The sequence below is a fragment of the Peribacillus sp. Bi134 genome, from assembly GCF_918698065.1.
In the GTDB taxonomy this organism is placed as follows: Bacteria; Bacillota; Bacilli; order Bacillales; family DSM-1321; genus Peribacillus.
Window position 1 is genome coordinate 176,799 of sequence record NZ_CAKKLN010000003.1, and the last position, 24,427, is coordinate 201,225.

The following is a 24,427-nucleotide window of genomic DNA, read 5'->3' on the forward strand; positions in this document are numbered from 1 at the left end:
AAAAGTGTGGATTTCTCTATTGGGAGATCCACACTTTCGAAAGAGGTTATTCACTTATTAATCGATTTTAAATCGTTCAGACATCTTCGTGTTGATAAGGCTTAACCCCGCTATATCCCATATAAACGGATAACTGACGAGAAACTTCCAACAGTTTCGGCAAGGCAATTTTATCGATGAAATCCTCTTGATAAGCAGATTCTGTTGCTACGACATTCAAGGCAGCCAATACTTTCCCAGTCCTATCAAAGATCGGGGCGGCAACGGAACGGATGCCAGGGTGGAATTCCCCGCTTGTCATCGAATAACCATTTTGCCGAATCGATTCCAGCTGTTTTTGAAATTCACCAGGCGCGGTGAGTGTTTTGTCTGTATAAGGAGTAAGGTTTGAGATTTTGAACATTTGCATGAGCAATTCTTTCGGTTGATATGCCAAAAGTAATTTTCCATTGGCCAAAGCATGTGCCGGCAGCCGCAAACCTATGTTCACATTGACAGCGGATACACCTCTGATCGGGGCACTTCCAACATAAACAACTTCCTGTCCATCCAAAATGGAAAGATGGCAGGAGGCTCCGATTTCATCACGCAAGGTCTCCATATAAGGTTGGACAATTTCCTGGAATTTCAAGCTATTCAAATAGCTGAATCCCAATTCAAGAACTTTAGGAGTTAAACTATAACGTTTGGTATGTTCATCCTGAGACAAGTAACCAATATTTTGTAATGTGAATAATAAACGATATGGTACTGTTCTGCTTACTCCGAGTTGTTTTGCTATTTCTGAAAGAGACAAGCTCGGCTGTACTTCATTAAAGAGCTTAATGATTTCCAAGCCCCTAACCAATGAATTAGCACTATATTTCTCTTTCTCTTTTTCTTCGCTTGCCATTCGAGTATTCCCCCCGTTGTGAATAAATCTCATTTTCTCCTGACTATAACCCATTCAGTAAAGCTTTCTTCGTACCTAGAAAGAAGAACTTTAAGTGTATATGTACATTTTTTTCCGATCGTTCATTTGGTGGATGTTTTGATGCATACTTCAATCGTTGCCTATTTTCTTTTGCTACCTTAACTAGACAGGAACTTTGGCGCCAGTAGCATGCACTGGCCTTTGCTTTGCAAGTTCTTCCAATCATATTTCGATGGATTGTAATCAATTCAGAAGTTTCCGTTTTCTTTCTTTCCTGCTAACAACAGCTGGTCTACGAGTCACATCAGATATAATCAAGGCTTTCACCACTTCCGGAAAACGGCTAGTAAAAGCCGGGAACTTTTAACCGAGCTGGGGTCTTTAAGCGCTATTCCTTATCCCTATTCCTGTTAAAGAATCAGTATCGCAAATTGGCAACCATTACTACCTTACAATCCTTTACTCTTCATGTATAAATAGAATAGTGTTTATGTGTCAATTAAAGCATATTTACATATATAAAACTATTTGGAAGGCCTAGCTTAATTGACGTTTCGATAGAAAAGCTCGTTGTTATATAACCAAATATAACCAATCACAGCGGTAAAAACAAATAAAAAAAATTTCATACTTCGATATTCCCTGTCAAATCACGAAATTTTCCGTATTAAGTATTTCATATACAAAACAATATAAATGAATTATAGATTTTCCTGATTTTAAATTCAACATCAACAAGTCAGAATTTTTGATAATTTGATAATAATTTGTTTTTTGGACACAAAGAAGTAGAATTAATTCCATTTTAAGTCCTTGCTTGATAGAGTTCCATCTACTCCATAGGATGAAACAAAGTTCGATATCGAACTGAAAGCGCTTATATTCTAAAAATAGAAAATTATCAAAATATTAAATTGACAATCAAATTATTTTAATTTATCGTTAAGAAAGTAAAACTTTGTTTTCCTTACAAAACACACTATTCCTTTTTATCTATCAAAATTATAAAGAAAGGCGGGATATAGCTCTTAAATGAATATTCAAAACTAGTACCTTTCTAAAGGGATAACCGAAAAAACACTTATTCTCAAATGTAAGCGTTTTAAGGAATGTTAAAAAGCGATAAGGAGATGGTATTATGTTAAATGGGCAAAAAAGATGGTTGTATATTGCCGTTCCAATTTTTTTCTTTTGGTTTTTTGGACAAATTGATAAAGTTGGCATTTCCATCATTCAAACAGATCCGGAATTCTTGCATGCACTCGGTATGACAGGCGATGACAAAAATGCAAAGATCGGTCTTCTATCTTTTGTATTCACCATTGCTTATGGAGTTTCAAATCTTTTTTGGGGCTTCATCATTGATAAATTAGGGGCCCGAAAAACAGCCATCGCCGGTTTATTCGTTTGGACACTCACGATGATCACGTCAGGACTGGCAAATTCATATGAAATGTTTTTAATAAGCAGGATCATTCTTGGTTTTGGTGAAGGGATGATGATTCCGGTTTCCGGAAAGCTCATTTCTAACTGGTTTAATAAACGCGAATTGGGTAGGGCCCAGGCATCTTGGCTTACCGGAAACTATTTAGGACCGGCAATGGGAGCCGTATTTTTGGTGCTCGTGATATCTTTACTCCACTGGCAAGCAGCTTTCTTTATGCTTGCAGCATTCAACTTATTTATAAATATCCCGATGTTCATCTTTATGACGAGGAATACACCAGAAGAGCATCCCCGTATAAGTAAGGAGGAATTGGCTTTCATTCGCCAAACGGATGATGAAATGAAAGAAACCGCCCCCTCCGAGAACAAGAAGAGTTTCGCACAAGATTATCGTTTCTGGATCGTTTGGTTCGGCATGCTCGTATGCTCCTTCTTATTTTTCGGAATCAGCATTTGGCTTCCTACATACCTCATTGAAGCAAAAGGATTCGAAAAGGAAGGAATGTCGAGCATTACTTCTCTTTCCTGGCTATTCGCTCTAGGATTTGTCTTGGCGTGCGGTTTTCTGGCTGACAAAACCAGACGTCCAAGTTTGATGGCCACGATTCTATTTTCATTGACGGCTGTCTTTTTGACGGTAGCTGTCTTCATCCCGAATCCTATTTTGGCCGGACTATGTATGGGACTGGCAATGGGATGTCAAGGCGGTGTGTTCCATCTAAGTAATATGCTCATGGTAAAATACTCAACACCTGAAACAGCAGGACGAGCCGCTGGTCTAATTGGATTCACGAATATCATGGGCGGCTTTTCGAGCTATATCATGGGATGGCTTCGTGACTTGTCCGGCGGGGACTTCAGTTCATCGATCGCCATGCTGATTTTTACAGCCTTCTTAGGTTTGGCAGCTTATTTATTCTCCATTAAGAGAGAATCCGCAGAACTGCGCTTATCACCTTTACCTGTACAAAAGATACAAGCATGAAGTCGTTGCAAAATCAGTTTTATGACCTAAATCAACAAAAAAACCCTTGAATTATCAAGGGCTTTTTTGTGCCTAAAATCAAGTCGGTACAATATCGTTCTTTTTGCATTTCCCGATAAAATTTTCCACCGCTTATTCCGAATCAATCCTTTATTTGTATAAATATGTCGATAGTTAAAATATTCAAAAAATGATATTTTTTTGAATACCCATGTTATATTGTTAATGGAAAAAAATACTTGTCAAGTAAGGTGAGTGTGTGAATATAGAAGTTTTAATTCTCCATTATATTCAGGAAAAACGTCAAAAGCCTAACCATGCCAATGAATTATTGGATTATATTCAGAATGAATATGTAAACGGCAAGCTGTCAATCTTGCAATATAAAAGTCTCTGTCAGGACTTATATCTTCGAGGAGCCAAACAAACGTCACCCGGATGAAACTACACCCTTGTCAATAGTAAAAATAACTACGATTTTGAATGAATTTTATTACTGTTTTTTCTGCAACGACCTATCTTTAAGAGTACAGCCGGTCCTTTTCTCCCTCCCCAGTATGTTCATAACTAAATAAAAGCCTCCGTGAACTGTCACAACAATACAGTTCACGGAGGTAAATGCTACATAATCAGGTTTTGCAAAAATTTTCTTTAATTATATGAATATATCGAAAATTAAAACCAAACCGAATGCCACGAAGGAAAGTAATGTTTCCATCACTGTCCATGTTTTGAAAGTTTCTTTAACGGTTAATCCCATGTATTCTTTTACTAACCAGAAACCGGCGTCATTAACATGGGAAAACATAAGTGAGCCTGCTCCCGTGGCAATAACGAGCAATTCTAGATTAACACCCGTCATATTGGCAACGACCGGTGAAACGATCCCTGCCGCCGTGGTCAAAGCGACGGTTGCAGAACCTGTGGCAACCCGGATTAATCCGGCCACAAGGAATGCAAGAACGATTGGGGACAAGGAAATTTCCTCTGACATGGAAGCGATTGCAGTCCCTACGCCACTATCAATTAAAATTTGCTTGAAGCCTCCGCCAGCACCGATAATAAGGATTATGGAAGCTAATGGCAATAAGCATTCTTCCGTCAACTTTTTAATTAGCGATTTGTCCATTCCCTGTCTGTAGCCCAAGAAATAGTAAGCTGCAAAACAGGAGATTAATAGGGCGATCACTGGACTTCCGATAAACAATAGGATTTTTTCAATGGAACCCGGTATCGGCAGATAGGGCGCCACTAAAGTTAAAACCATCAACAATACCGGCAATAGGATGATGAAGAACGAAACTCCAGTGCCTGGTAATCCACTTGTCTTTGTTTCCACCCGGATCAATTCCGGTTCTCCGACAGGAATAACCCTTTTATGAATCCATTTTGCGAATAGTGGTCCCGCAATAACAGCAGTCGGGAATGCAATGATCAATGAGTACAGAAGTACTTGTCCCATGTTAGCATTATAAATTCCAATAGCTGTCATGGCTCCAGGATGTGGAGGTACCAGCCCATGTACGATCGATAAGCCAGCAAGTACTGGAATACCAATTAACAAGATGTTCACTTTGGTAGATTTCCGAATGGAAATGACCAAAGGAAGCAATATTACTAAACCAACCTCGAAAAATACCGGAATGCCAATGATGAAACCAGATAAGAGCATGGCCCATGGCAGTTTTTTCACACCAAATTTATTAATGAAAAAGTCAGCAACCTGCATACCAGCTCCAGAGTCGGACATCATCTTTCCTAAGATGGTACCCAATGCCAATATTCCAATAAGGTGACCAAGGACCGCTCCGACACCCGTTTCATAAGCCCCAACAATCTTGTCCATTGGCAGTCCGGAAAAAACCGCTAAAAATAAACTGGCTACAGTCAAGCTAATGAATGCATGCCATTTCCACCATGATACCCCCAAAATAACTATTACGATTGCTATCAGCGTGATTCCTAATAAATATAGATCCATATGTTCTCCCCATTCCCAAGAAATCGCTTACAATCAAACCAACCAATACAATAAATGGGATTATTGTACCGGCTCGTTATATGTCACAATGTAGTTCTGTTTAGCCGTGTTGTAATATCCTTCACTGTATTCCATAACATTTCCGTCCCCATCACTGGAAATCCGAATCCTCTTTAGTACTGGACTATTGTTTTCGATTTTCAGTGTTTCACAAATGTGATCCGGAGCGATAGCAACGGCAAACTCATCTCTGAAAATTTCAAGTTTGACGTTTTGATCTTCCAAAAAGCGGTACAAAGAATTGATCTGGACCTCTTCTATTTCTTCTTGGTTTAAATCCAGTGAAACATAATGTGTAAAGTAAATATAAGGCTCATTGTCCAATAAATATATCCGTTCAATACTTAAGCAATGGTCACCAAATAAAGAATGCAGCTTAGAGTCTGAAGAAAGGTCAACATGACTTATATTTAACACCTTTTTTAAAATTGAGTGCCCTTCCTCCACCAAAAGCTCTGTGAAACGCTTTCCTTTGGAAAGTTTGACAATCGAACCATTAGCTATGACTCTAGTGCCTTTGCCGCTTTTCTTTTCAACATACCCCTCTTGAACGAGTTCTTTGATTGCATTACGGACAGTGACCTTACTTACGTTAAATTCTTCTTCCAAAAGAGGCTCAGAGGGAATGTTTGTGTCGATGGCATAAACCCCATGTAAAATACGATCCTTTAATATTTCTTTTATCTGTAAATACATCGGTCCATTTTTTCTGTTCACATTCATTCCTAATCTCCTGCCTTTATCTCTTAATATCTTCCATTTTACCTTCCATTGCCGAGAGTATCTCCTTTTCGGTTGCCAAAGGAGTATCTCCAACGACAGTACATGCCAGCATTCCTGATACAGCCGCAAACCGAACTGTCTTTTCAGGGGAATATCCTAGCAATTCGCCATGCAGGATTCCGCTTGTGTAAGCATCGCCTGAACCTATTCTATCATATACGGAAAATGATAGGATATCGGAAAAGTAAAATGTCTCTTCTTTGTATATATACCCCCTCAGCGTATGGCTATTATCACTGTTGATTGAACGATGTGTCCCTGCTATCGATTGAATATTGAATTTCTTGGTCACTTCAGGGATCAACTCAATAAGCTGCTCTTCCCTTGTGGAGCCTTCTGACTTCATTCCTAAAATATATAGGGCGTCTTTCTCATTCATCATGACGATATCAGCCAAAGAAAGCATTTCTTCATAATGAGGCTTTGCGTCAGAATAACCTCTCTCCCATAAAGAGGGACGGTAATTGCAATCGAAACAGACTGTACCGCCTTTTTCTTTGACTTTTCCAGCCAGCGCCTTCATACTTTCCCGTACATTTTCCGCCATTGCAAGCGTGATTCCGCAAAAATGGATAATATCCGTACTTTCCGAAATCATATCCATATCATAATCGGATAAGGTGGCTGTATTAAAACTGCTTTCCAGTCGATTGGAATATGTGACACGGCTCGCCCGCTGTCCAAATCCATTTTCCAAAAAGTACATCCCCATGTATTTGCCGCCTCTGGAGATGTAGCCCCTTCCAATTCCTAAGCGCTGCAAAGCAGAGATCGCTGAATCCCCGAGGGGGTTATCCGGTAACTTGGTCACAACATACCCATCATGTCCAAGCTTTGTCATCGCAGAAGCTACGTTTACTCCCGTGCCTGAAAAGGAGTATTGCAGAGTGTTAGCCTGTGATAGTAATTCATACCCTGGTACCTGCAAACGCATCATAACTTCCCCGAATGCCACAATCCTTTTAGGCATATTTTTCAACCAATTTTTTTGTTATGGCCAATAATTTCCGTACATCCTCATCATTCGTTTTACCAGTCTCTTCATCGATGATAGAAGAATATACATGGGGAATGACTTTAGGCACTTTTGCTTCTAATGCAATTTCTAAAATGGTCTCGAAATTATTTAAATCGATTCCACCTGTTGGTTCCAAAGCAAATCCCTCTTCACCACAAGCTTTTGCCACAGCACGATATTCATCTTCATGCTTCAGGCCTTTCATCGGAAAGTATTTTAATGCATTTCCTCCCATATCACGAACAAGCGCAATGGCAGCTTTTATAGGCACAATGGCAGTTTCACTTGCACCTGCACTTACTGGACCAGTGGAGATATTCACATAACCGACTTTCCCAGTTGGAGAAACAAGTGAATTTATCCAGCTATCCTTCTCACCTAAATTGGCCCTGGTGGCACCAACAGCCGGAAAAACCTGGTTAATATGACTACCTGGATAGTATTTTGCTATTTCTGCGACAACTGCTGCCTGTCTATTATCGCCCGCGCCCAATCCTATTGAAACGGCCTCATCAATGGCTTCTCCGTATTCTTTCATTGCTGTAACACCAGCTTCCACAGTTGGATAATCCTTTGAGAGTACACCCACCAATACATGGCCTTCCGCTGCTTCAAAGACTTCCGCTGCATTTTCTACACTATTTGCAAGTACATTTAAGGCTACACGATCATTCAATAACCGTTTGTTTATGTTTGTCATCCTTGTTTTCCTCCTAATATTGTTCTTAATTGTGCTTCAATGACATGTATATCATCACCTTGCAATGGACGCGGATCTATATCGAAAAAGCCTTGCCGAATCCCATAATCACGTGTATAAATGGCAATATCCCCATTTTTGAGCTGCTCGTTCACTTCTTTCGCCGTTATTTCCGTTATCAAAGGATCAATGGAAATGCGGGCTCTATAAATGGCACGGCCGGCTTCATCCTGTACTATCGTTACTTTTACGCCATCAATGGAGTCAAGTGATGTGAGAACTTGTAAACTAGCCTTTTCTTTTTCGCTATTATCTGTCTTGTCAAAATACTCATCCAATGCCTGAAGCAGCCCAAAGGTAGTTTCCTTTCCAACCTTCATGCTTCTTCCGATACAGTGCAGTTGAACCTTTACCCATTCGATATATTTTTTTCTGCCAGCAACGATACCTGATGTGGGTCCTTCGATGGCTTTTGATCCACTATAGATCGCCAAGTCGGAGAATTGTACATATTTTTCCAAATCCTCCTCAGCTGCTGCATCGACAATCAGAGGGATATTATTCGTTTTGGCCACTTCCCACGCTTCTTCGACCGATATCATATTTTTCTGAACAGCATGATGCGATTTCACATATAAAATGGCGGCAGTATTTTCATTTATGGCATCAGCAATATGCTCTGCCTTCCCTTCATTTGCATACCCAACTTCCACCAAGTTTCCTCCACCAAGGTAAATCATGGTTTCAACCGGTGCACCATACTGAACGTTATGGCCTTTCAGCATGATGATTTCATTCTTTTGAATGGGATCTTGGTGAAGCCTTTCACTTTTCCTTCTGTTTCCTTCAGTCACGATCGCCGCTACGGAAAGCGCAATTCCACTTGAAGCTGAGTTTACGACGACCGCTGCTTCGGAATGAAGCAAATTCGCTATATGCTGGCCTGACTTATCGACTAAATCAGAAATTTCAACATAATTTTGCCCACCTTTTTTCATCGCGTCCATCACTGTGTCAGTTGGGGCAGAAACCCCCAATATGCTCATTCTTCCGCTTGCATTGATGACTCTTTTCAAACCGTATTTAGCGTTCAATGTATTCTCCATTTATAACCACTCCTTTTACAGCAACTCTTTTTTCTGCCATCCTTTTTTCACCTTCGGAATCAACTAAAAGAGTCGGCTCATTCTCGATCGAGAATAAGGTCAAGTTCGCAATATCCCCAGTTGAAATCCTGCCAAGCTCTGGTTTATGCAACCAAACTGCTGCATTGACCGTAACGGCATCTATTACTTCTTTTAATGGATAACCGAGGTACAAAAATTTTGTAAGCACATTTGCCATATTAAAAACTGGCCCATTCTCCCTGTTTTTACGATATATATCCGTACTGATCGTATTGAAACGGATCCCCCGCTTTTTTGCCATTTCGGCAGTTTTAAAAGAAAAGCTTGCCGTTCCATGACCTACATCCAAATGAACACCACGTTCAATCGCCTTACTTAACTCAGGCAGTGGCTCTTCTCTTACATCAAATAAATTATTCGCTTTACCATTTAAGAAATGTGTAATAATGTCCTTTTCCTCAAGTAAATCAAGGACTTCCTTAATATCAGGCGGCCCTGAACCGATATGAACCATTAATGGTAAACCAGTTTCAGCCGAAAACTTCCTAGCGATTTTTAATGGCTCGACACCATTTGGACCAACCACACTTTTACTTATTCTCGCTTTAAGTCCAACGATAAACTCCCCGTACTTGGAAATTGCCTTCCTTAATTCCCCTTCGTCCAGCCATGAAATATCCGATAACTCATCAATCCTTTTCAAACCTATCCGCGAAATATTCAGAAAGGCGAAAACATTCGTTTTGGAATTTTCACAACTGATAACTAGATCAGATATCCTATCTGCCCCCGTGCTTCCCGCATCGATGACCGTTGTTACACCAGTTTTATATCCAATCTCATCAACCTCATCACCATAAGGATCGAATTCCGGGAAAGCATGTACATGCATATCAATCCATCCGCTCGAAACATAAACTTTTTGATCATAATCTATTATCTTATTGCCTGTTGCAGTTCCGGGAAGTGCGATTTCTTTAATCATCCCATTTTCCAGTATGATATCCGCTGCATTTCCCTCTAACATCTTTACATTCTTCAGAACTAACGTATCTGTCATTTCCCTCATCCTTTTCGATACTTCCTACCGATTGCAAGCACTTTGTATACGGTTACACTGAATTGTATAAGAATTCATTTCATTTCTCTTTACAAAAATAGATTATCATATTTCACTGAACTAATCAATATAACGTTATAATGTTTGATTTAAGTTTACAGAATTTTTAATAGAATATCGTTTGTTTTTCTATGTGCTTCTTAGTTTCTTCATATAATATGATCTCATTAGGCTTTTTAAAAATTTTCGTGCTTTTCATAAAAAAGGCGGGAAGAAAAATTATCTATTTTTCTTCCCGCCCTTTTTTTAACGAATTCACAAAAATCCATTGATATAAGTTTTTTTTTAAAAAAACTAACTCTAAGTCAGACAAAAGGGGGTTTGAACATTGCCTCAAGACACTCGCTCCAATCAGCTTTGTTTCAAAATTTAGATAGAACCCCTTTTGTCTATAAACTGATTTAGATCCTTTTTTCTTTTTATTCAACCATATAATTAATCCAATAATTATTGCTATAAATAAAATTAATATGTCTATGTTTTACATTTAAAATTAATTTCGATCAGCTATTATTACTGAGGACATCCTGATGCACTTGCTTGCAGTCCAAATAGTTTAATAGCAGCATATTATTCCGGAAAGCACGCCTATCATGCATCAGTTATGCTAGTTGTAATAAACCAAGTTTATCTAAAATACGTATATATATTACACTAAGTCAAATCTTTCATTTAGAAGCCCTCGTTAATTAATTTATCCCCTCCTAGTATTACAGAGGAAATGTTGCTTTCCATAATATAAAAACCAAGAATGCTTATTTAAAAGCATTCTTGGTCTTGTTAATTGCCGTACTTCATTTGATTTACCTTTTTATGACACCCCCTCAATATATATCCCGTTCCGATGAAAGCCTTTAATTTACCTTTTTTGATCCTTTCCAATGGATTTCCCTCAAACGGTATTTTTGTAGCTTACCTGTTGCCGTTTTCGGTAAAGACTCTACGAATTCAACTTTTGTCGGTGCTTTAAAATGAGCCATTTTTGAGCGGCAAAAGGTAATGATCTCTTTTTCTGTCACTTTTGCATTGGGCTGCAGCACAATGATTGCCTTAGGCGTTTCTCCCCATTTATCGTCTGGGATGGCAATGACCGCAGCCTCCAAAACATCTGGATGATTATACAATACCCCTTCTACCTCTGTTGAAGAAATATTTTCCCCGCCGGAAATGATTAAATCCTTAGCCCTGTCCTGTATCTCAATATATCCATCAGGATAGGTAACTGCCAGATCCCCGGTATGAAACCAGCCATCCCTAATTGCTTCGGCCGTCTTTTCCGGATCCTTATAATATCCTTCCATTACAACATTGCCGCGAGTGATGATTTCCCCCAGTTCCTTTCCATCCCAAGCGACTTCTTTCCCTTCTTGATTGACCACCATCGTTTCCCCATTGAAAACCAATTCAATACCTTGTCTTGCCTTTATTATTGCTTGTTCGTCCGCCGATTTAGCTTCAAACTCATCCTTCCACTCGTTATATAGGATGAAAGGGGAAGTTTCTGTTAATCCATATACGTGGATCATATTCAAACCAAGGATTTCTTGTGCCTTTTGTATAAGCGCTGCTGCTGGAGGAGCACCAGCTGTTGCCATCCTTGGACGCACTTTGATATTTGTTTCTTTTGCTTTAGGATCATTTACCAACATATTGACGACAGTAGGTGCTCCACATAACAATGTAATATTATGACGGCTGAATAATTTGAGGATAAGAGGGGGATCGACCTTCCTTAAACATACATGGGTCCCGCCAGTAGCCGTTACCGACCATACACCTCCCCAGCCATTAGCGTGAAACATCGGCAAGGTATGTAAGTATACATCGTCATGCTTCACTCCAAGGTGATAAATGAAATTAGCGGCATTCATGTAATTCCCGCGATGAGTCAACATTACCCCTTTTGGTTTTGAAGTAGTTCCACTCGTGTAATTTATAGTCAAAAGTTGATTTTCATCGATTGTAACCTCTGGCAGACCACCATCATTTACATGCAAAATGAAATTCTCATAGTCTATCCCAGGTAAAGTGGTTTCATGTCCTTCAACAGGCACGATAATGATTTTTTCCAATGATAGTCTAGTAATGATCTTTTCGATTGGAGCGGTGAATTCTTCATCGACTATCAACATTTTTGAATCGCTATGCTTGATGATATATTCCAAATCCTCTGCAGCAAGCCTATAATTCAAAGGAACCATTACCGCTCCCATTTGACAAATGCCATAAAAACATTCCAACATATAATGCGTATTTGGCAACATTACTGCAATATGGTCGCCTTTTTCAATTCCCGAAGAATGCAATGCTTTGGAAAGTTGATCTGTTCGCTGCCCGAATTCCTTATAAGTAAACTCTTTCTCTTCATCAATGACTGCCACTTTTTGAGGATAATATTTTACGGCCCTGCGCTTCCAATCCATTGGAGTTAATGGGGAAAACATTTTACCATCTCCTTCTTTTCAGATTCTTTGTATTCAGCACCCTGCCTGGTTCGTCATGATGAATCCTGAGAAAAAAACTTCTTATCCTTTTAATACATATTCATTTTCCAGCCGACATATCTTCTTTAATGGATTCCTTACACCAAAATAAAATCATTGAATGACGTTTTCACCTAAAAATTTTTTAATTATTCTGATAATTAATCTCCTAAAACAGTGAAATTCACTGCTTTAATAAATATATAGTGCATCTTCATTCTATTATAATGGAAACTGTACACGTCAGGAAGACTATATTTTATTCTCTATGCATGACGACAGATGTTCGGTAAGCTTCCCAACGATTTGTTTGAGACGTTCCGTTTCCTCTCCATTTAGGACGCTATAAAAGTCACGAAAGATTTTGGTAAAACACTTATTGATGGAATGATAGGTATTCCTTCCACTTTCAGTGGATTGGATAAAAACTACCCGCCGATCATCCTCACTATGTACCCTCTCAATCAACTTCTTCCGTTCAAGCCGATCAATTAGTGCAGTTCCTGCCGCAGGTTTAATCTTCAAATGATTCGAAACATCTTTAACAGCTATGGATTCATTCAAGACTATTAATTGCAATGCGCGATACTGTACAGAAGTTAAATCATATTTAACCAATAACGGTTCAACCAATTCTTGTGATAGTCTGCTTAGTTCCCTGATCTCTAGATGTAAATTATACAATTCACTTGAATTCATGTTTGACAATCCTTTCTTATTGACACTATCTATCTAAAACTATAACATAATTAACGTATCAAAAAATTAACCATGCGAATTAAATTGGTTATTGATTTTTTAAAGAGAGAGAGAGGCTGTCCATGTCAGCAGAACAACGCAAAAAGATCATTATCCTCATGATCAATATGTTTATAGCAATAGGAAGTTTCGGTATCATCATTCCCATTTTACCAGCATACCTGGCCTCCATTAATCAAGGCGGAACCGCCGCTGGCCTAATGATCGCCATTTTCGCGGGTGCACAACTTATCTTTTCGCCAATTGCCGGAAAATGGACTGACCAATTCGGGCGCAGAAAAATGATTATTTATGGATTGGTCGGTTTGACATTATCCATGTTTATTTTTTATGCAGTCAATTCCATTTGGTTATTATATGCTTCACGTATCATCGGCGGGATCGGGGCAGCTTTGCTTATACCCGCAATTTTTGCTTATGTAGCCGATATCACCACATTTGATCAACGCGCCAAAGGCAATAGTTTAGTATCTGCCGCCATGTCCCTGGGAATTGTAGTCGGTCCGGGAATTGGAGGTTTTTTAGCTGACTTTGGCTTGAAGTTTCCCTTTTTGATTTCTGCTCTGGTATCCCTATCAGCTGTTGTATTTTCGATTTTTGTTTTAAAAGAAAGCGAAACGGCACAGGTTCCACAATCCATGGATGCAAAAACTGAAACAATGATTCGGAAGATTGCCTTATCCGTGAAAATGCCTTATTTCATCCCACTCATCATTACTCTTGTAATGAGCTTTGGCCTAATGGCATATGAATCTGTAATTGGTCTTTATCTTGATAATCAATTCAATTCAAGTCCTAAGGACATCGCCGTCATGGTTACAGCCACCGGTATCGTCAGTGTAATAGTGCAACTGTTTGTCGTCGACCGGATTGTACAGCGTTTCGGGGAAGTGAATGTGCTGAATATCTTTATCAGTGTTGCAGCAATCGGTTTCCTTCTATCACTTTTTGCTACAAGTTACCTGATTTTCTTTTTGATTTCGCTTATCATCTTCCTTTCCACTTCCATCTTGCGTCCAGTTCTTAACACACTGATTTCCAAGATGGCAGGGAATGAACAGGGCTTTGCAATGGGTATGAATAATGCGTATATGAGCATTGGAAATGTGCTCGGACCTACACTTGCCGGAATGATGTATGATGTCCACATTACCTATCCGTTCATGTTGGGCCTTATCCTTTTATTCATTACTTTGATGATTACCATGGCTTGGCAAAAGCGATCTCTTCATGCGAAGGCATTATCCTAGAGCTTAGAAGGCATTTCAAGTTTCATGCCTTAACAAAACCCCCGAGTAGCAGCCGCCATTCGGGGGTTTTTCATTTATGATTTTTATATCAATTGAAATCCTCCAAAACTGTATATTCACAAGTAAAAGTTAAATCTCGCGGATATTCCCTCCATTTTCCGGAAGCAGCTCTAAATCTTCCGTAACATTCAAATTCACGAGTAAATGCGTCAAATTCACGAGTAAATGGATGAATCTCACGAGTATTTGATCCGAATTCACGAGTAAATGGCTCTAATTCACGAGTAACGCTTCAATCTCTTGGATATTCGCTCCATTTTCATGCGGAAACAGCTCAAAATCTTGCGTAACAATCGAAACCCTTTGCTTCTTAAGTTAATGATTTTATTTGACCAAAACAAAAAGCGGCCTTTTTCCTCTAATAGAGAATAAGGCCGCTTATCATTCAGTTTTTCTCATTTATATTGTTATTAGGGGAAAATGATTTTCATTTAATATATACGGCTTTTTTCCCTTTACTGCTTTCAAAAGCTGCATCAATGATTTTAATGACCGATAATCCCTCTTGGGCGGTTACTGGAGCTTTTTTTCCGCTCAATATACTATCTGCAATTGCCTGGTAATATGTTAAATAAGATCCATTCAGTGTTTCAATGGTTTCATGTGTCTCATTTTCACCTTCAACCGTAACCAGCTTACCATAGAATTCGGGTTCATCTGCACCCCAAGAGTCATCCAACGGTTTTTTTCCCTCACTTAGGGCTGCCTCTTGGCAGTCAAGACCGTACTTGATAAATGATCCTTTACTTCCATGCACCTGATAGCGCGGTCCATTAAACGGAACGATTGAGCCTGAATGCAAGATAACTCTCAGCTTTTCATATCCTAATATTACATGGAAATAATCATCCGTTTCTGCATTTTCTTTTTGGGAAAATACATCTGCCCAAACGAATTGCGGCAATCCAAACAAATGAAGTGCTTGATCGATGAGATGTGATCCTAAATCATAAAGCATGCCTGATCCCGGCCCTGGTTTTTCCCTCCATCTATCCCTGACCACAGGCCGGTATCGATCATAATGGACTTGGTATGTATTGATTTCCCCAAGCACTCCATCATCCATAAGTTTTTTCACGGTCAAAAAGTCATTATCCCATCTCCGGTTATGATAGACACTTAATAGCAGATCCTTTTCCTCGGCAATCTTAATGAGCTCCTCCGCCTCCCCTGCTTCCACTACCATTGGCTTTTCAAGAATGACATGCTTCCCTGCTAACATGCTTTGCTTGGCCATTTCATAATGTAAACCACTCGGTGTCGTAATAACAGCCAAATCAATGGATGGGTCTTCAAGAATCTCCTCTAAGCTGCTTACCACTTCAACATCTTTCAAATCTTTTTGGACTTTTTCCTTATTGGAGCTGACAACTTTCGCTATTTGAAACTGCCCTAAAACACTTAGTAACGGCGCGTGAAAAGTAGCTCCTGACAATCCGTATCCAACTATGCCCACTTTAATTTTTCTCATTTTCGTTCCCACTCGCTTTCTTGTTCCTCTTAAACATACATTTTATTATATTTCATTGTCCGGGTATGTATCTCTCAAAAACTTGACAGATTGATTAATCAATTCTTTCAATACGTTAATATCGATATCTGCCACTTTATTGATGTACACACACGCTTTTCCGGAAGTGTGTTTACCAAATGCCTGTAACAATTCTTCTCTTTCTTTGTCTCCCGTAGCAAAATATAAACTGATTTTTGCTTTTCGAGGCGAGAAGCCTACCAGGGGGGCATCGCCTTCGTGACCTGATTCATATTTATAATGATAGGTACCGAACCCAATTATGCTCGGTCCCCACATCTTTGCCTCATAACCTGTCGTTTCGGTAAAAACATCCAACAATTCGTATGCATCTTCACGTTTTTTCGGATTATCGACGTTCTCAATGAACTCAATGACACTACTGTCAGTTTCTTTGGTTTTTTGTTTATACATGACCGGAACCTCCCTTTTATTAAAAGGTAGAAAAAATTCATAAGATATCGCTTGCACAGTATTTTAGATTGATATGTATACAGCCTTCATCATCGATGTATCAATGATTGGCGGATCTTCATTACTAGTTCTCCACGCTTCATGGCAAATCCTTCATTCAATACCCTTATATATTATAGAACATTGATTCGTTTTATTCTATTTTAAGAGCAGAGTTATATAGATAAATCTTTTTTGCGTTAAAAATCGGTACTTATCATAAAAATCTCTACGATCAGAAAATATAATTCTGATCGTAGATTTTTGCATTAAAAGGCAAAATGCAGTTTATCCAGACCTATTGCCGCCGGATTTTTTCAATTTCATCAGCTATGAATTGTACCTGTGTCCCTACGATGACTTGAATACTTTGGGGACCCACGATATTGATTCCAGCAACCCCTGTTGATTTGATTTTATTTTGATCGACAGCTCCCATATTTTCCACTTCAACTCTTAAACGGGTAACGCAGTTATCTACAGATGTAACGTTTGCGTCTCCGCCTAATCCCTCATAAATAGCGGAAGCCATTCCAAAGAATTTACTCTCATTATTCCCGCCTTGACTGCTGTCTGCTTCCGCAGTCGCTCCTCCGCCATCAAGCTCATCTTCTGTATCATCTTCTCTGCCGGGAGTCATTAAATTGAACCTTGTAATCAAGAATCGGAATAAGAAATAGTAGATGACAGCAAAAGCCAGTCCTTGAAGAAGTAGCATATACGGTTCATTTGCCAATGGCAACCTTGAACTTAAAACAAAGTCAATGAATCCTGCACTAAAACCGAAACCTGCTGTCCATTGGAAAGTCGCAGCAATAGCTAATGATATTCCTGTTAATAAGGCATGCACAACGAATAGGGCTGGTGCAACAAACATGAAAGCAAATTCCAACGGTTCAGTAACTCCTGTGAAAAATGAAGCGAAACCGGCTGCGAGCATTAATGAGGCAACTTGTTTTTTCTTCCGTGATTTTGCCGTATGGTACATGGCAAGAGCTGCTGCCGGCAAACCGAACATCATGACGGGAAAGAATCCGGCTTGATACATGCCTGTGGTTCCTTTTACTCCTGTTCCAGCCCAGAATTTACCGATATCGTTAAGTCCTATCACATCGAACCAGAATACGGAGTTTAACGCATGATGTAAACCTGTTGGTATCAAAAGCCGATTAAAGAATCCATAGAGTCCTGCTCCAGCAGCTCCTAATTCACTTATTCCTTCCCCAAATATAACTAACCAGGAATAGATGAGCGGCCATACGAAGAATAATAATAGGGAAACCAGTAACATGACAACCGCAGTAAGGATCGGGACAAGGCGTTTACCGCTAAAGAAAGCGAGTGCATCCGGCAGCTCGACCTTACTGAACCGATTATACATAGCTGCCGCCATAAGGCCCGAGAGGATTCCGACAAATGCATTTTCTATTTTCACAAATGCTGGATTTACATCTTTTGCATCAATTCCCTGCAGCATCGCTACAGAGTCCGTGGAAAGCAATGTCGTTACAACCAGATAGGCTACCAGCCCGCTTAAAGCGGCGGCTCCATCTTTTCCTTTCGACATCCCCAACGCCACTCCAACAGCAAACAATATAGCCATATTGTCTATAATCGAAGAACCTGCTTTTATTAAGAAAGCCGCTAAAGGACTTCCCGCTCCCCATCCTGCCGGATCTATCCAATAACCGATCCCCATTAAAATGGCGGCTGCCGGTAATACGGCTACTGGCAGCATCAAGGAACGTCCAATTTTTTGAAGATATTTTTTCATCCCGCTTTCCTCCTGTCAATTACTGATTTAGGGCAAACCCCATATTCTATTAGACAACGGTTCCTTCCATTTTAGAACTTCATTTCATATATAAAGTTGGCTATATTCAGAAATAAAGTCTTAGCGATTTACTCCTCCATCAAAAGTTCATAAAAAAAAGAAAAGTCCAACCGGACTTTTCCTTTTTCACTTATTTATAGAGCAAGTAGTTTTTACGAACCTTTTTAAAAGCATCCTGCTTTACTTGATACTCCTTCATGATTTCATTTACTGATGAACCTTCTTCAATTCTGGACATTACCCAGCCATTGCCAATCAATAAATTGAAATTTTTGGCTGCAAGGAATTCGAAATCATCAGGATATAGATCCTGAATGGTCTTGATGATGTGAAGTCCAGTAGGGACAGCCTTGAATTCCTCTCTATCCGTTATATAAATTTCCACTCCGTGGCTGAGTTTGCCTGCATGTTTTGAAAATGTAGGTGTAAAGGAGGCTGCCCTGAATTTTACGCCAGGTAACCTTAATTCATTTAATTTCCCAGCAAGCTCATCACTGTTTATATAAGGAGCACCAATCAACTCGAATGGTTTAGTCGTCCCTCTGCCTTCCGAGACATTCGTTCCCTCGATCAAGCCTGTAGCCGGATATACGAAAGTAGTGGAAACTGCGGGCATATTCGGTGACGGCAAGACAAAAGGGAGACCAGTATCATCATAGTCCATATCTCGCTTCCAGCCTTTCATCTTGATGACCTTTAGATCTGCACCAATATTAAATTCCTTATTGAACAAAGTCGCGAGTTCCCCAACTGTCATCCCATGCTTTAGCGGTATTGGGTACAAACCGACAAACGATGAGAATTCAGGTTCAAGTACCGGCCCATCTACCGACTCCCCGCCCTGTGGGTTCGGCCGGTCCAGCACGATAAAGGGGATATCATTTTCTTTGGCTGCTTCCATTGCATATGCCATCGTGTAGATATAAGTGTAATAGCGTGTTCCGACATCCTGGATATCAAAAACAAGGACCTCCACATCCTTTAACATTTCAGGCGTCGGTTTTTTCGTTTTGCCATATAAGCTATAAACAGGCAACCCTGTTTTTTCATCAATATAATATTCAACGCTTGCACCAGCTTGCGCATCTCCACGCACTCCATGTTCAGGACCAAATAACGCTGTCAAATTAATGTCTGGATCACCATGAAGTAGATCGACGATGCTGGTTAATTTTGAATCGATGCCAGTTGGGTTCGTAATCAAGCCGACTTTCTTTCCGCTTAACACGTTCTTTTCTTCTTTTAAAAGGACTTCAATACCGGGACTGACCTTTTGTTTTTTCTTCTCTTTAACAGCGGTTACACTTTTTGAGGAAACAATGCCGAAAGTCAACAGACAAATGGTAAATAGGATTATCATTCTTTTCAAACTGCTTCCCTCCCTATTTTCTAATGGGTCTTCCAGATTTAATATCTAATCCATATCCAAATTTATAAAGACTTTCAGAGGGCTTAATTACTGATGGTATATCAACCGGCAACGTACCTTTAGGTTTTGATACTCCAAAAATGGCCGAAATTCCTGCCGGGATATTCGGCTGTCTATAACGCCCATTCGAATACCCTTTGAACCCGTAAACAGCAAGAACCGCTTTCGCTTCTTCAAAGTTTGCAACATCATAAGGGTTTCTTAAACTCATTAATACAAATTCTTTATCTTTCTTATTAGCATGATTCATGACCGCTCTAGGGAAGGCTGTTGCCCACTTCGAAGAATCTTGAATGCTATCATCGATCACTCCATCATTGACAGCCGGATCGTTTTTGACAACATAGGAACCAGTTATGACAAAGTCCGATTCATCAATGAGCCTTGCCACTTGATCAGTAAATGACTTTCCTGAAAAACTCATACCCGTTATTTGGACTTTCTTTATTTTCTTTTTATCAGCTAATTCGCTGATGCTCCTGGACATGGATTCAACTTGGTCATCAAAAGGAGCAAGAATTAAAACTTTATCATTTTTCTTAGGTTTGAAAGGCAATGTTTTGTCTTCATTTTTCAATAAGGTGATGGCATCTTCCGCGATTTTCCGTTCTTTTTTCAAATGATCTTCATTCCCTACCACTTGAAGCGCGGTTTCGATTTTTTTATCGATCGGAGTTTCATCAGGGTTTAATATCCCTCTTTTCACTTTTAGTTCCAGGATCCTCGTTACAGATTGGTTGACTTGATTTATAGGAATTTCCCCGCTTGCCACTGCTGCCTTCACTGCATTGAATACAGAGGTTAAATTCTTTTCCATTTGAAGCGAATTAACCTGTGCAGGCATCAATGCAATATCAACACCAGACTTCAGGGCAAGGACTACGGCTTCTTCCTGTCCGAAGTTGTCCGCGATGGCTTTCATATTCAATGCATCTGTAACCACAACACCGTCAAAACCCATTTCTTCACGTAATAGACCCGTAATGACTTTATGTGACAACGTTGCAGGAACCATAATCTCTTGACCGTCTTTTTTACTGATATAGGTAGTGTCATCGAATGCAGGAAACTGAACATGTGCAGTCATCATCATATCAACTCCAGCATCAATGGCCCTTTGGAAAGGCATCAACTCGATGGAACGCAAACGTTCTTTTTCATGAGAAACAAGGGGAAGACCATAATGACTATCGACTGCTGTATCTCCGTGGCCGGGGAAATGCTTGGTCGTTGCTATCGTGTTCTGATTTTGCAATCCTTTTATCGTTTGAATGCCCAGCTTTGCTACAAGTTCCGGATCAGAACTGAAGGAACGAACTCCAATAACGGGATTTCCAGGATTATTATTGACATCGACAGACGGCCCGAAATTGACATTTATGCCAAGTGACGACAGTTCCTTGCCAATGATTTCTCCGGATTGATAAGCATAACTTTCTTTTCTGGCTGCACCAAGTGCCATATTGCCAGGAAGGTTCGTTCCAGTTTGAAGGCGAGTTACGATTCCACCTTCCTGATCAATCGTTATGAACAGCGGAAGGTCCGGGCTTGCCATCTGCAAACCATCGGTTAGCCGTACCGTTTGTTCGGTATCGACTACATTCTCTGCAAACAGAATAACACCGCCCAGATGATATTTTTTGATGATGCTTGCAACTTCTGAGTTCATTTCAATAAACCCCGTCGTCTTCGATTCTCCTTGTTTTTGCCAATTACGAAAATCAGGCATGAGCATTTGACCGACTTTTTCATCGACTGTCATGTTTGCTACGATTCCCTGAATATCCGATACCGTTTTTTCAGTCTCTGATCCTTTTGCTGTCGCATTCCCTCCCAGAATGGATAAAACCAAGAATAATGCTATTCCAGCAGGGGCACATATCCTTTTTATCATTTAGGCTTCCTCCCTTGTATACTTTCTAGTTCTGTTAGCAGCAATTCCATAACCACTTCCATGAAGGGGTATAAATGAATGGAAAAGAACTATATAGATCCTATAAAGAAACCAAGGCAGCATTGGGAATCCCGTCTGCCGCCTCTTTTAACAAGCCATCATGAAATATATCCTATTATCCCCGTATAATTGATTCATAGAGCCCAATTGGTCACTCAATTATAAGTTTTATCGTTTGACCAGGCTTTAGAAGGAACAGCAAGGGAATATCTTCTTCTATAATTCGCCCAATCACATTAACTCGATGATTTGCTTCTAGGTCTCTCTTGCAAATTTGGACCTCTCCCCGATACCTTCCGTAACCATCATTGTCCATCGTTATGGATCCAAGGCTGCGTGCAACTGTATTACTCGGCTCAACATTTGCTGTGACCCGGGTATCCTGCAGCCGGAAAACATCTTGAGAAACATCTGGCCTCAATTCGTACTGACCGCTTTGTAAGAGTCGGGATTCCGCTCTAACAGTTAGAATATTTTGATTTTTATAGGCAGTCAGATTCTCAAGCAGATTATTCTCCGTTCCTTGATCTCCAACGTAAACTCCTTCCACATGCTGAAACAGCTCGATACCGGCAGCGTAAGGATTCATCAACCTGTGTTTTTCAAGCGTTGGAAGACCTTCATGAATTGGACCGCGTTTACTTCCTGCACCTGGGATGAAAGCAAAGATCGGAATGCCGTATTTCATGAACATTTAATTTTGTTCATGAAAGAATTCTTCCTCAAGGCCCGTTTCAGGCCTTGGATAAAAGTTGTGCCAAGCTATCAGATTTTCCGGTTCCACACCGCCTCCAAGCACGGCTAAAAGTTCATCTTCATTCAACGTGCTTGCATTCAGTGAAAGTGAAAACACCTTGGATAAGGATATGACCGTTTCTTTATCAAATCCATCATCAAGGCGAATACCTTTAATACCTAATCTCCATAAATCCGTAAATTTGCTAATCCCCAAATGATCAAGCGTTTTTATTGAGATATCTGCATGGATTTCCATTCCGCAGGACTCTGAAAGCTTTAAAAGCCTGATCATTCTCTTTACCAGTTCGCCCTTTTCTTCAGGAATATGAAGCGAGGTAAATGCTCTCTTCACTCCCAGGTCAGCAGCATGTTTGATTTGTGTTTCTGCATGCGGGTCTTGTAGATAAAAAGAGATTCCGATCACTTGAATTCAACCGCCATTTCATCATTAAATCCAAACAGATAAGTAAAAATAAATCCTGCTATATAGGAAATGAACAGTCCAGCGAGGAACAGAGCGATTTGATTTGGATGAACTAAAAAGGTAAGCGGCAGTCCGGACACACCGATGGACGACGTTGCGATTCCGAATTGAGCCTGGAATGCTCCGCCTACTCCTGCACCTAAACATGCCGTTAAGAAAGGCCGGCCCAATGGCAGGGTCACTCCAAATATAAGAGGTTCGCCGATACCTAGCATCCCGGAAGGAAGGCCTCCTCCGATTGCTCTCTTCAAACTTGCTTTCTTCGTTTTCATATAGATGGCAAATGCCGCTCCCACTTGGCCCGCGCCACCCATCGCCAAAATGGGAAGCAGTGGATCATCTCCAATCGAATTTATCAATTCTAGATGGACAGGCGTTAAACCTTGATGTAAACCAGTAATGACGAGAGGGAGGAAGGCTGCACCAAGGACGAATCCAGCTACAACACCGCCGAAATCCAATACATTCAATAACCCAGTCGTAATGGCATCCGATAAAAACCCACCTACCGGCATAAATACAATGTAAGTGACAATCCCAGTAATGAGTAAAGCGATGGTTGGCGTCAAAATGATATCCAGTGATTGAGGAATGAATTTCCTGACCTGTTTTTCCACCAAGGCTATGAAAATAGCTGCAAAGAGGACTCCTATCAACCCACCGCGGCCAGGGAGCAAATTTTCACCGAACAATGAAATGTCACCTACAGCGGGGTTGATGACCAAAATGCCTGCAAGTGCACCTAGTGCAGGTGATCCACCGTATTCTTTTGCTGCATTGGTCCCAACCAAAATCCCCAAGTAGGCAAACAGCCCCGATCCGATAACGGTTAAAATGATGGCTAATTGTGATTCTGCTGCTAGCCAGCCTGCTTGAACGATTGCTTTTGTAATACCGGTTATCAAACCTGATGCCACTAGGGCGGGAATTAAAGGGATGAAAATACTTGCAATCCTGCGTAAAAAAAGTTTAAAAGGTTTTGCATTTTTCCTATCAATCTCTGATTTATTCTTCGAGGCTACTTCCTTTAAGTTCAAATTGCCTGAATAATCTTCCAAAAGCTTTTCAAATTCTGCATGAACCTTGTTCACCACGCCTGGACCGAGGACGATTTGTATCGTTTCCTCTTCAATGACGCCAAAAACGCCTTCAGTATTTTTTATATCTTCCATTTTTACTTTCGAACGATCGATTGGCAATACCCTTAGTCTGGTCATACAATGTGCAGCATCGGCAACATTTGATGCCCCGCCTAATTTCCCCAATAATTCTTCGGCTAAACTGGCGTACTTATCCCTCTTACCCATTCAAAAGCCCCC

General features: G+C 40.2%; 20 protein-coding genes and 1 pseudogene. 3 read left to right on the forward strand and 18 right to left on the reverse strand.

Annotated elements, in window-relative coordinates; all coding sequences use genetic code 11:
* Window positions 1–76: 76 nt before the first annotated feature.
* Window positions 77–892, reverse strand: a complete 816-nt coding sequence (locus LQ188_RS06765; protein WP_101221931.1) for an IclR family transcriptional regulator — start codon at window positions 890–892, stop codon at window positions 77–79.
* A gap of 1,159 nt (window positions 893–2,051) precedes the next feature.
* Between LQ188_RS06765 and LQ188_RS06770 the strand changes: the two genes are divergently transcribed.
* Window positions 2,052–3,344: an MFS transporter gene (locus LQ188_RS06770; protein ID WP_230176375.1), complete on the forward strand. Its 1,293-nt coding sequence runs from the start codon at window positions 2,052–2,054 to the stop codon at window positions 3,342–3,344.
* Between the two features lie 259 nt (window positions 3,345–3,603).
* On the forward strand, window positions 3,604–3,786 hold the full coding sequence (gene yppF, locus LQ188_RS26970) for a YppF family protein (RefSeq protein WP_101221929.1): 183 nt from the start codon (window positions 3,604–3,606) through the stop codon (window positions 3,784–3,786).
* A 213-nt stretch (window positions 3,787–3,999) separates the two neighbouring features.
* On the opposite strand, the gene LQ188_RS06775 is transcribed toward yppF, so the two are convergent.
* From LQ188_RS06775 to LQ188_RS06810, 8 genes are all read right to left on the reverse strand, one after another.
* Window positions 4,000–5,325, reverse strand: coding sequence for a gluconate:H+ symporter (locus tag LQ188_RS06775; RefSeq protein WP_101221928.1), 1,326 nt, complete (start codon window positions 5,323–5,325; stop codon window positions 4,000–4,002).
* Between the two features lie 60 nt (window positions 5,326–5,385).
* Entirely contained in the window at window positions 5,386–6,108 is a 723-nt protein-coding gene (locus LQ188_RS06780) for a GntR family transcriptional regulator (RefSeq protein ID WP_101221927.1), read from the reverse strand.
* Between the two features lie 16 nt (window positions 6,109–6,124).
* Window positions 6,125–7,138 carry a sugar kinase gene (locus LQ188_RS06785; protein WP_230176376.1) on the reverse strand — a complete coding sequence of 338 codons (1,014 nt, stop codon included), beginning with the start codon at window positions 7,136–7,138 and terminating at the stop codon, window positions 6,125–6,127.
* A complete protein-coding gene (locus LQ188_RS06790) occupies window positions 7,131–7,886 on the reverse strand; it encodes a KDGP aldolase family protein (RefSeq protein WP_101221925.1) in 756 nt (251 codons plus the stop codon). The genes LQ188_RS06785 and LQ188_RS06790 overlap by 8 nt, the downstream gene beginning before the upstream one ends.
* The gene (locus LQ188_RS06795; RefSeq protein ID WP_230176377.1) at window positions 7,883–8,992 is read right to left on the reverse strand and encodes a DgaE family pyridoxal phosphate-dependent ammonia lyase; all 1,110 of its coding nucleotides are present in this window, start codon (window positions 8,990–8,992) and stop codon (window positions 7,883–7,885) included. Before LQ188_RS06795 ends, LQ188_RS06790 begins: the two co-directional genes overlap by 4 nt.
* The gene (locus tag LQ188_RS06800) at window positions 8,970–10,073 is read right to left on the reverse strand and encodes an amidohydrolase/deacetylase family metallohydrolase (protein ID WP_230176378.1); all 1,104 of its coding nucleotides are present in this window, start codon (window positions 10,071–10,073) and stop codon (window positions 8,970–8,972) included. Before LQ188_RS06800 ends, LQ188_RS06795 begins: the two co-directional genes overlap by 23 nt.
* Window positions 10,074–10,987: 914 nt before the next feature.
* On the reverse strand, window positions 10,988–12,577 hold the full coding sequence (locus tag LQ188_RS06805) for a long-chain-fatty-acid--CoA ligase (protein WP_230176379.1): 1,590 nt from the start codon (window positions 12,575–12,577) through the stop codon (window positions 10,988–10,990).
* A 291-nt stretch (window positions 12,578–12,868) separates the two neighbouring features.
* A complete protein-coding gene (locus tag LQ188_RS06810; RefSeq protein WP_101221922.1) occupies window positions 12,869–13,315 on the reverse strand; it encodes a MarR family transcriptional regulator in 447 nt (148 codons plus the stop codon).
* 122 nt (window positions 13,316–13,437) lie between these two features.
* Between LQ188_RS06810 and LQ188_RS06815 the strand changes: the two genes are divergently transcribed.
* Window positions 13,438–14,625, forward strand: a complete 1,188-nt coding sequence (locus tag LQ188_RS06815) for an MFS transporter (protein ID WP_230176380.1) — start codon at window positions 13,438–13,440, stop codon at window positions 14,623–14,625.
* Window positions 14,626–14,754: 129 nt separating this feature from the next.
* On the opposite strand, the gene LQ188_RS26820 is transcribed toward LQ188_RS06815, so the two are convergent.
* The 9 genes and pseudogenes from LQ188_RS26820 to LQ188_RS06855 form a co-directional block, all read right to left on the reverse strand.
* The gene (locus tag LQ188_RS26820) at window positions 14,755–14,886 is read right to left on the reverse strand and encodes a hypothetical protein (protein ID WP_260357528.1); all 132 of its coding nucleotides are present in this window, start codon (window positions 14,884–14,886) and stop codon (window positions 14,755–14,757) included.
* Window positions 14,887–15,112: 226 nt separating this feature from the next.
* Complete coding sequence (locus tag LQ188_RS06820; RefSeq protein ID WP_230176381.1) at window positions 15,113–16,156, reverse strand: oxidoreductase; 1,044 nt, start codon at window positions 16,154–16,156, stop codon at window positions 15,113–15,115.
* Window positions 16,157–16,201: 45 nt separating this feature from the next.
* A complete protein-coding gene (locus tag LQ188_RS06825; protein ID WP_230176382.1) occupies window positions 16,202–16,630 on the reverse strand; it encodes a DUF1801 domain-containing protein in 429 nt (142 codons plus the stop codon).
* A gap of 337 nt (window positions 16,631–16,967) precedes the next feature.
* Window positions 16,968–18,443 (reverse strand): N-acetylglucosamine-specific PTS transporter subunit IIBC, encoded by a 1,476-nt coding sequence (gene nagE / locus LQ188_RS06830; RefSeq protein ID WP_230176383.1) that lies wholly within the window; start codon window positions 18,441–18,443, stop codon window positions 16,968–16,970.
* A 190-nt stretch (window positions 18,444–18,633) separates the two neighbouring features.
* Window positions 18,634–19,863 (reverse strand): DUF1343 domain-containing protein, encoded by a 1,230-nt coding sequence (locus LQ188_RS06835; RefSeq protein ID WP_101222244.1) that lies wholly within the window; start codon window positions 19,861–19,863, stop codon window positions 18,634–18,636.
* 22 nt (window positions 19,864–19,885) lie between these two features.
* Window positions 19,886–21,826, reverse strand: a complete 1,941-nt coding sequence (locus tag LQ188_RS06840) for a glycoside hydrolase family 3 protein (protein ID WP_290370101.1) — start codon at window positions 21,824–21,826, stop codon at window positions 19,886–19,888.
* A 211-nt stretch (window positions 21,827–22,037) separates the two neighbouring features.
* Window positions 22,038–22,394, reverse strand: coding sequence for a DUF871 domain-containing protein (locus tag LQ188_RS06845; RefSeq protein WP_290370111.1), 357 nt, complete (start codon window positions 22,392–22,394; stop codon window positions 22,038–22,040).
* A pseudogene (locus LQ188_RS06850) lies at window positions 22,392–23,048 on the reverse strand (MupG family TIM beta-alpha barrel fold protein); the annotation flags it as partial. The gene LQ188_RS06845 and the pseudogene LQ188_RS06850, both read right to left, overlap by 3 nt.
* A complete protein-coding gene (locus LQ188_RS06855; protein WP_230176384.1) occupies window positions 23,045–24,415 on the reverse strand; it encodes a PTS transporter subunit EIIC in 1,371 nt (456 codons plus the stop codon). The gene LQ188_RS06855 and the pseudogene LQ188_RS06850, both read right to left, overlap by 4 nt.
* Window positions 24,416–24,427: the final 12 nt, after the last annotated feature.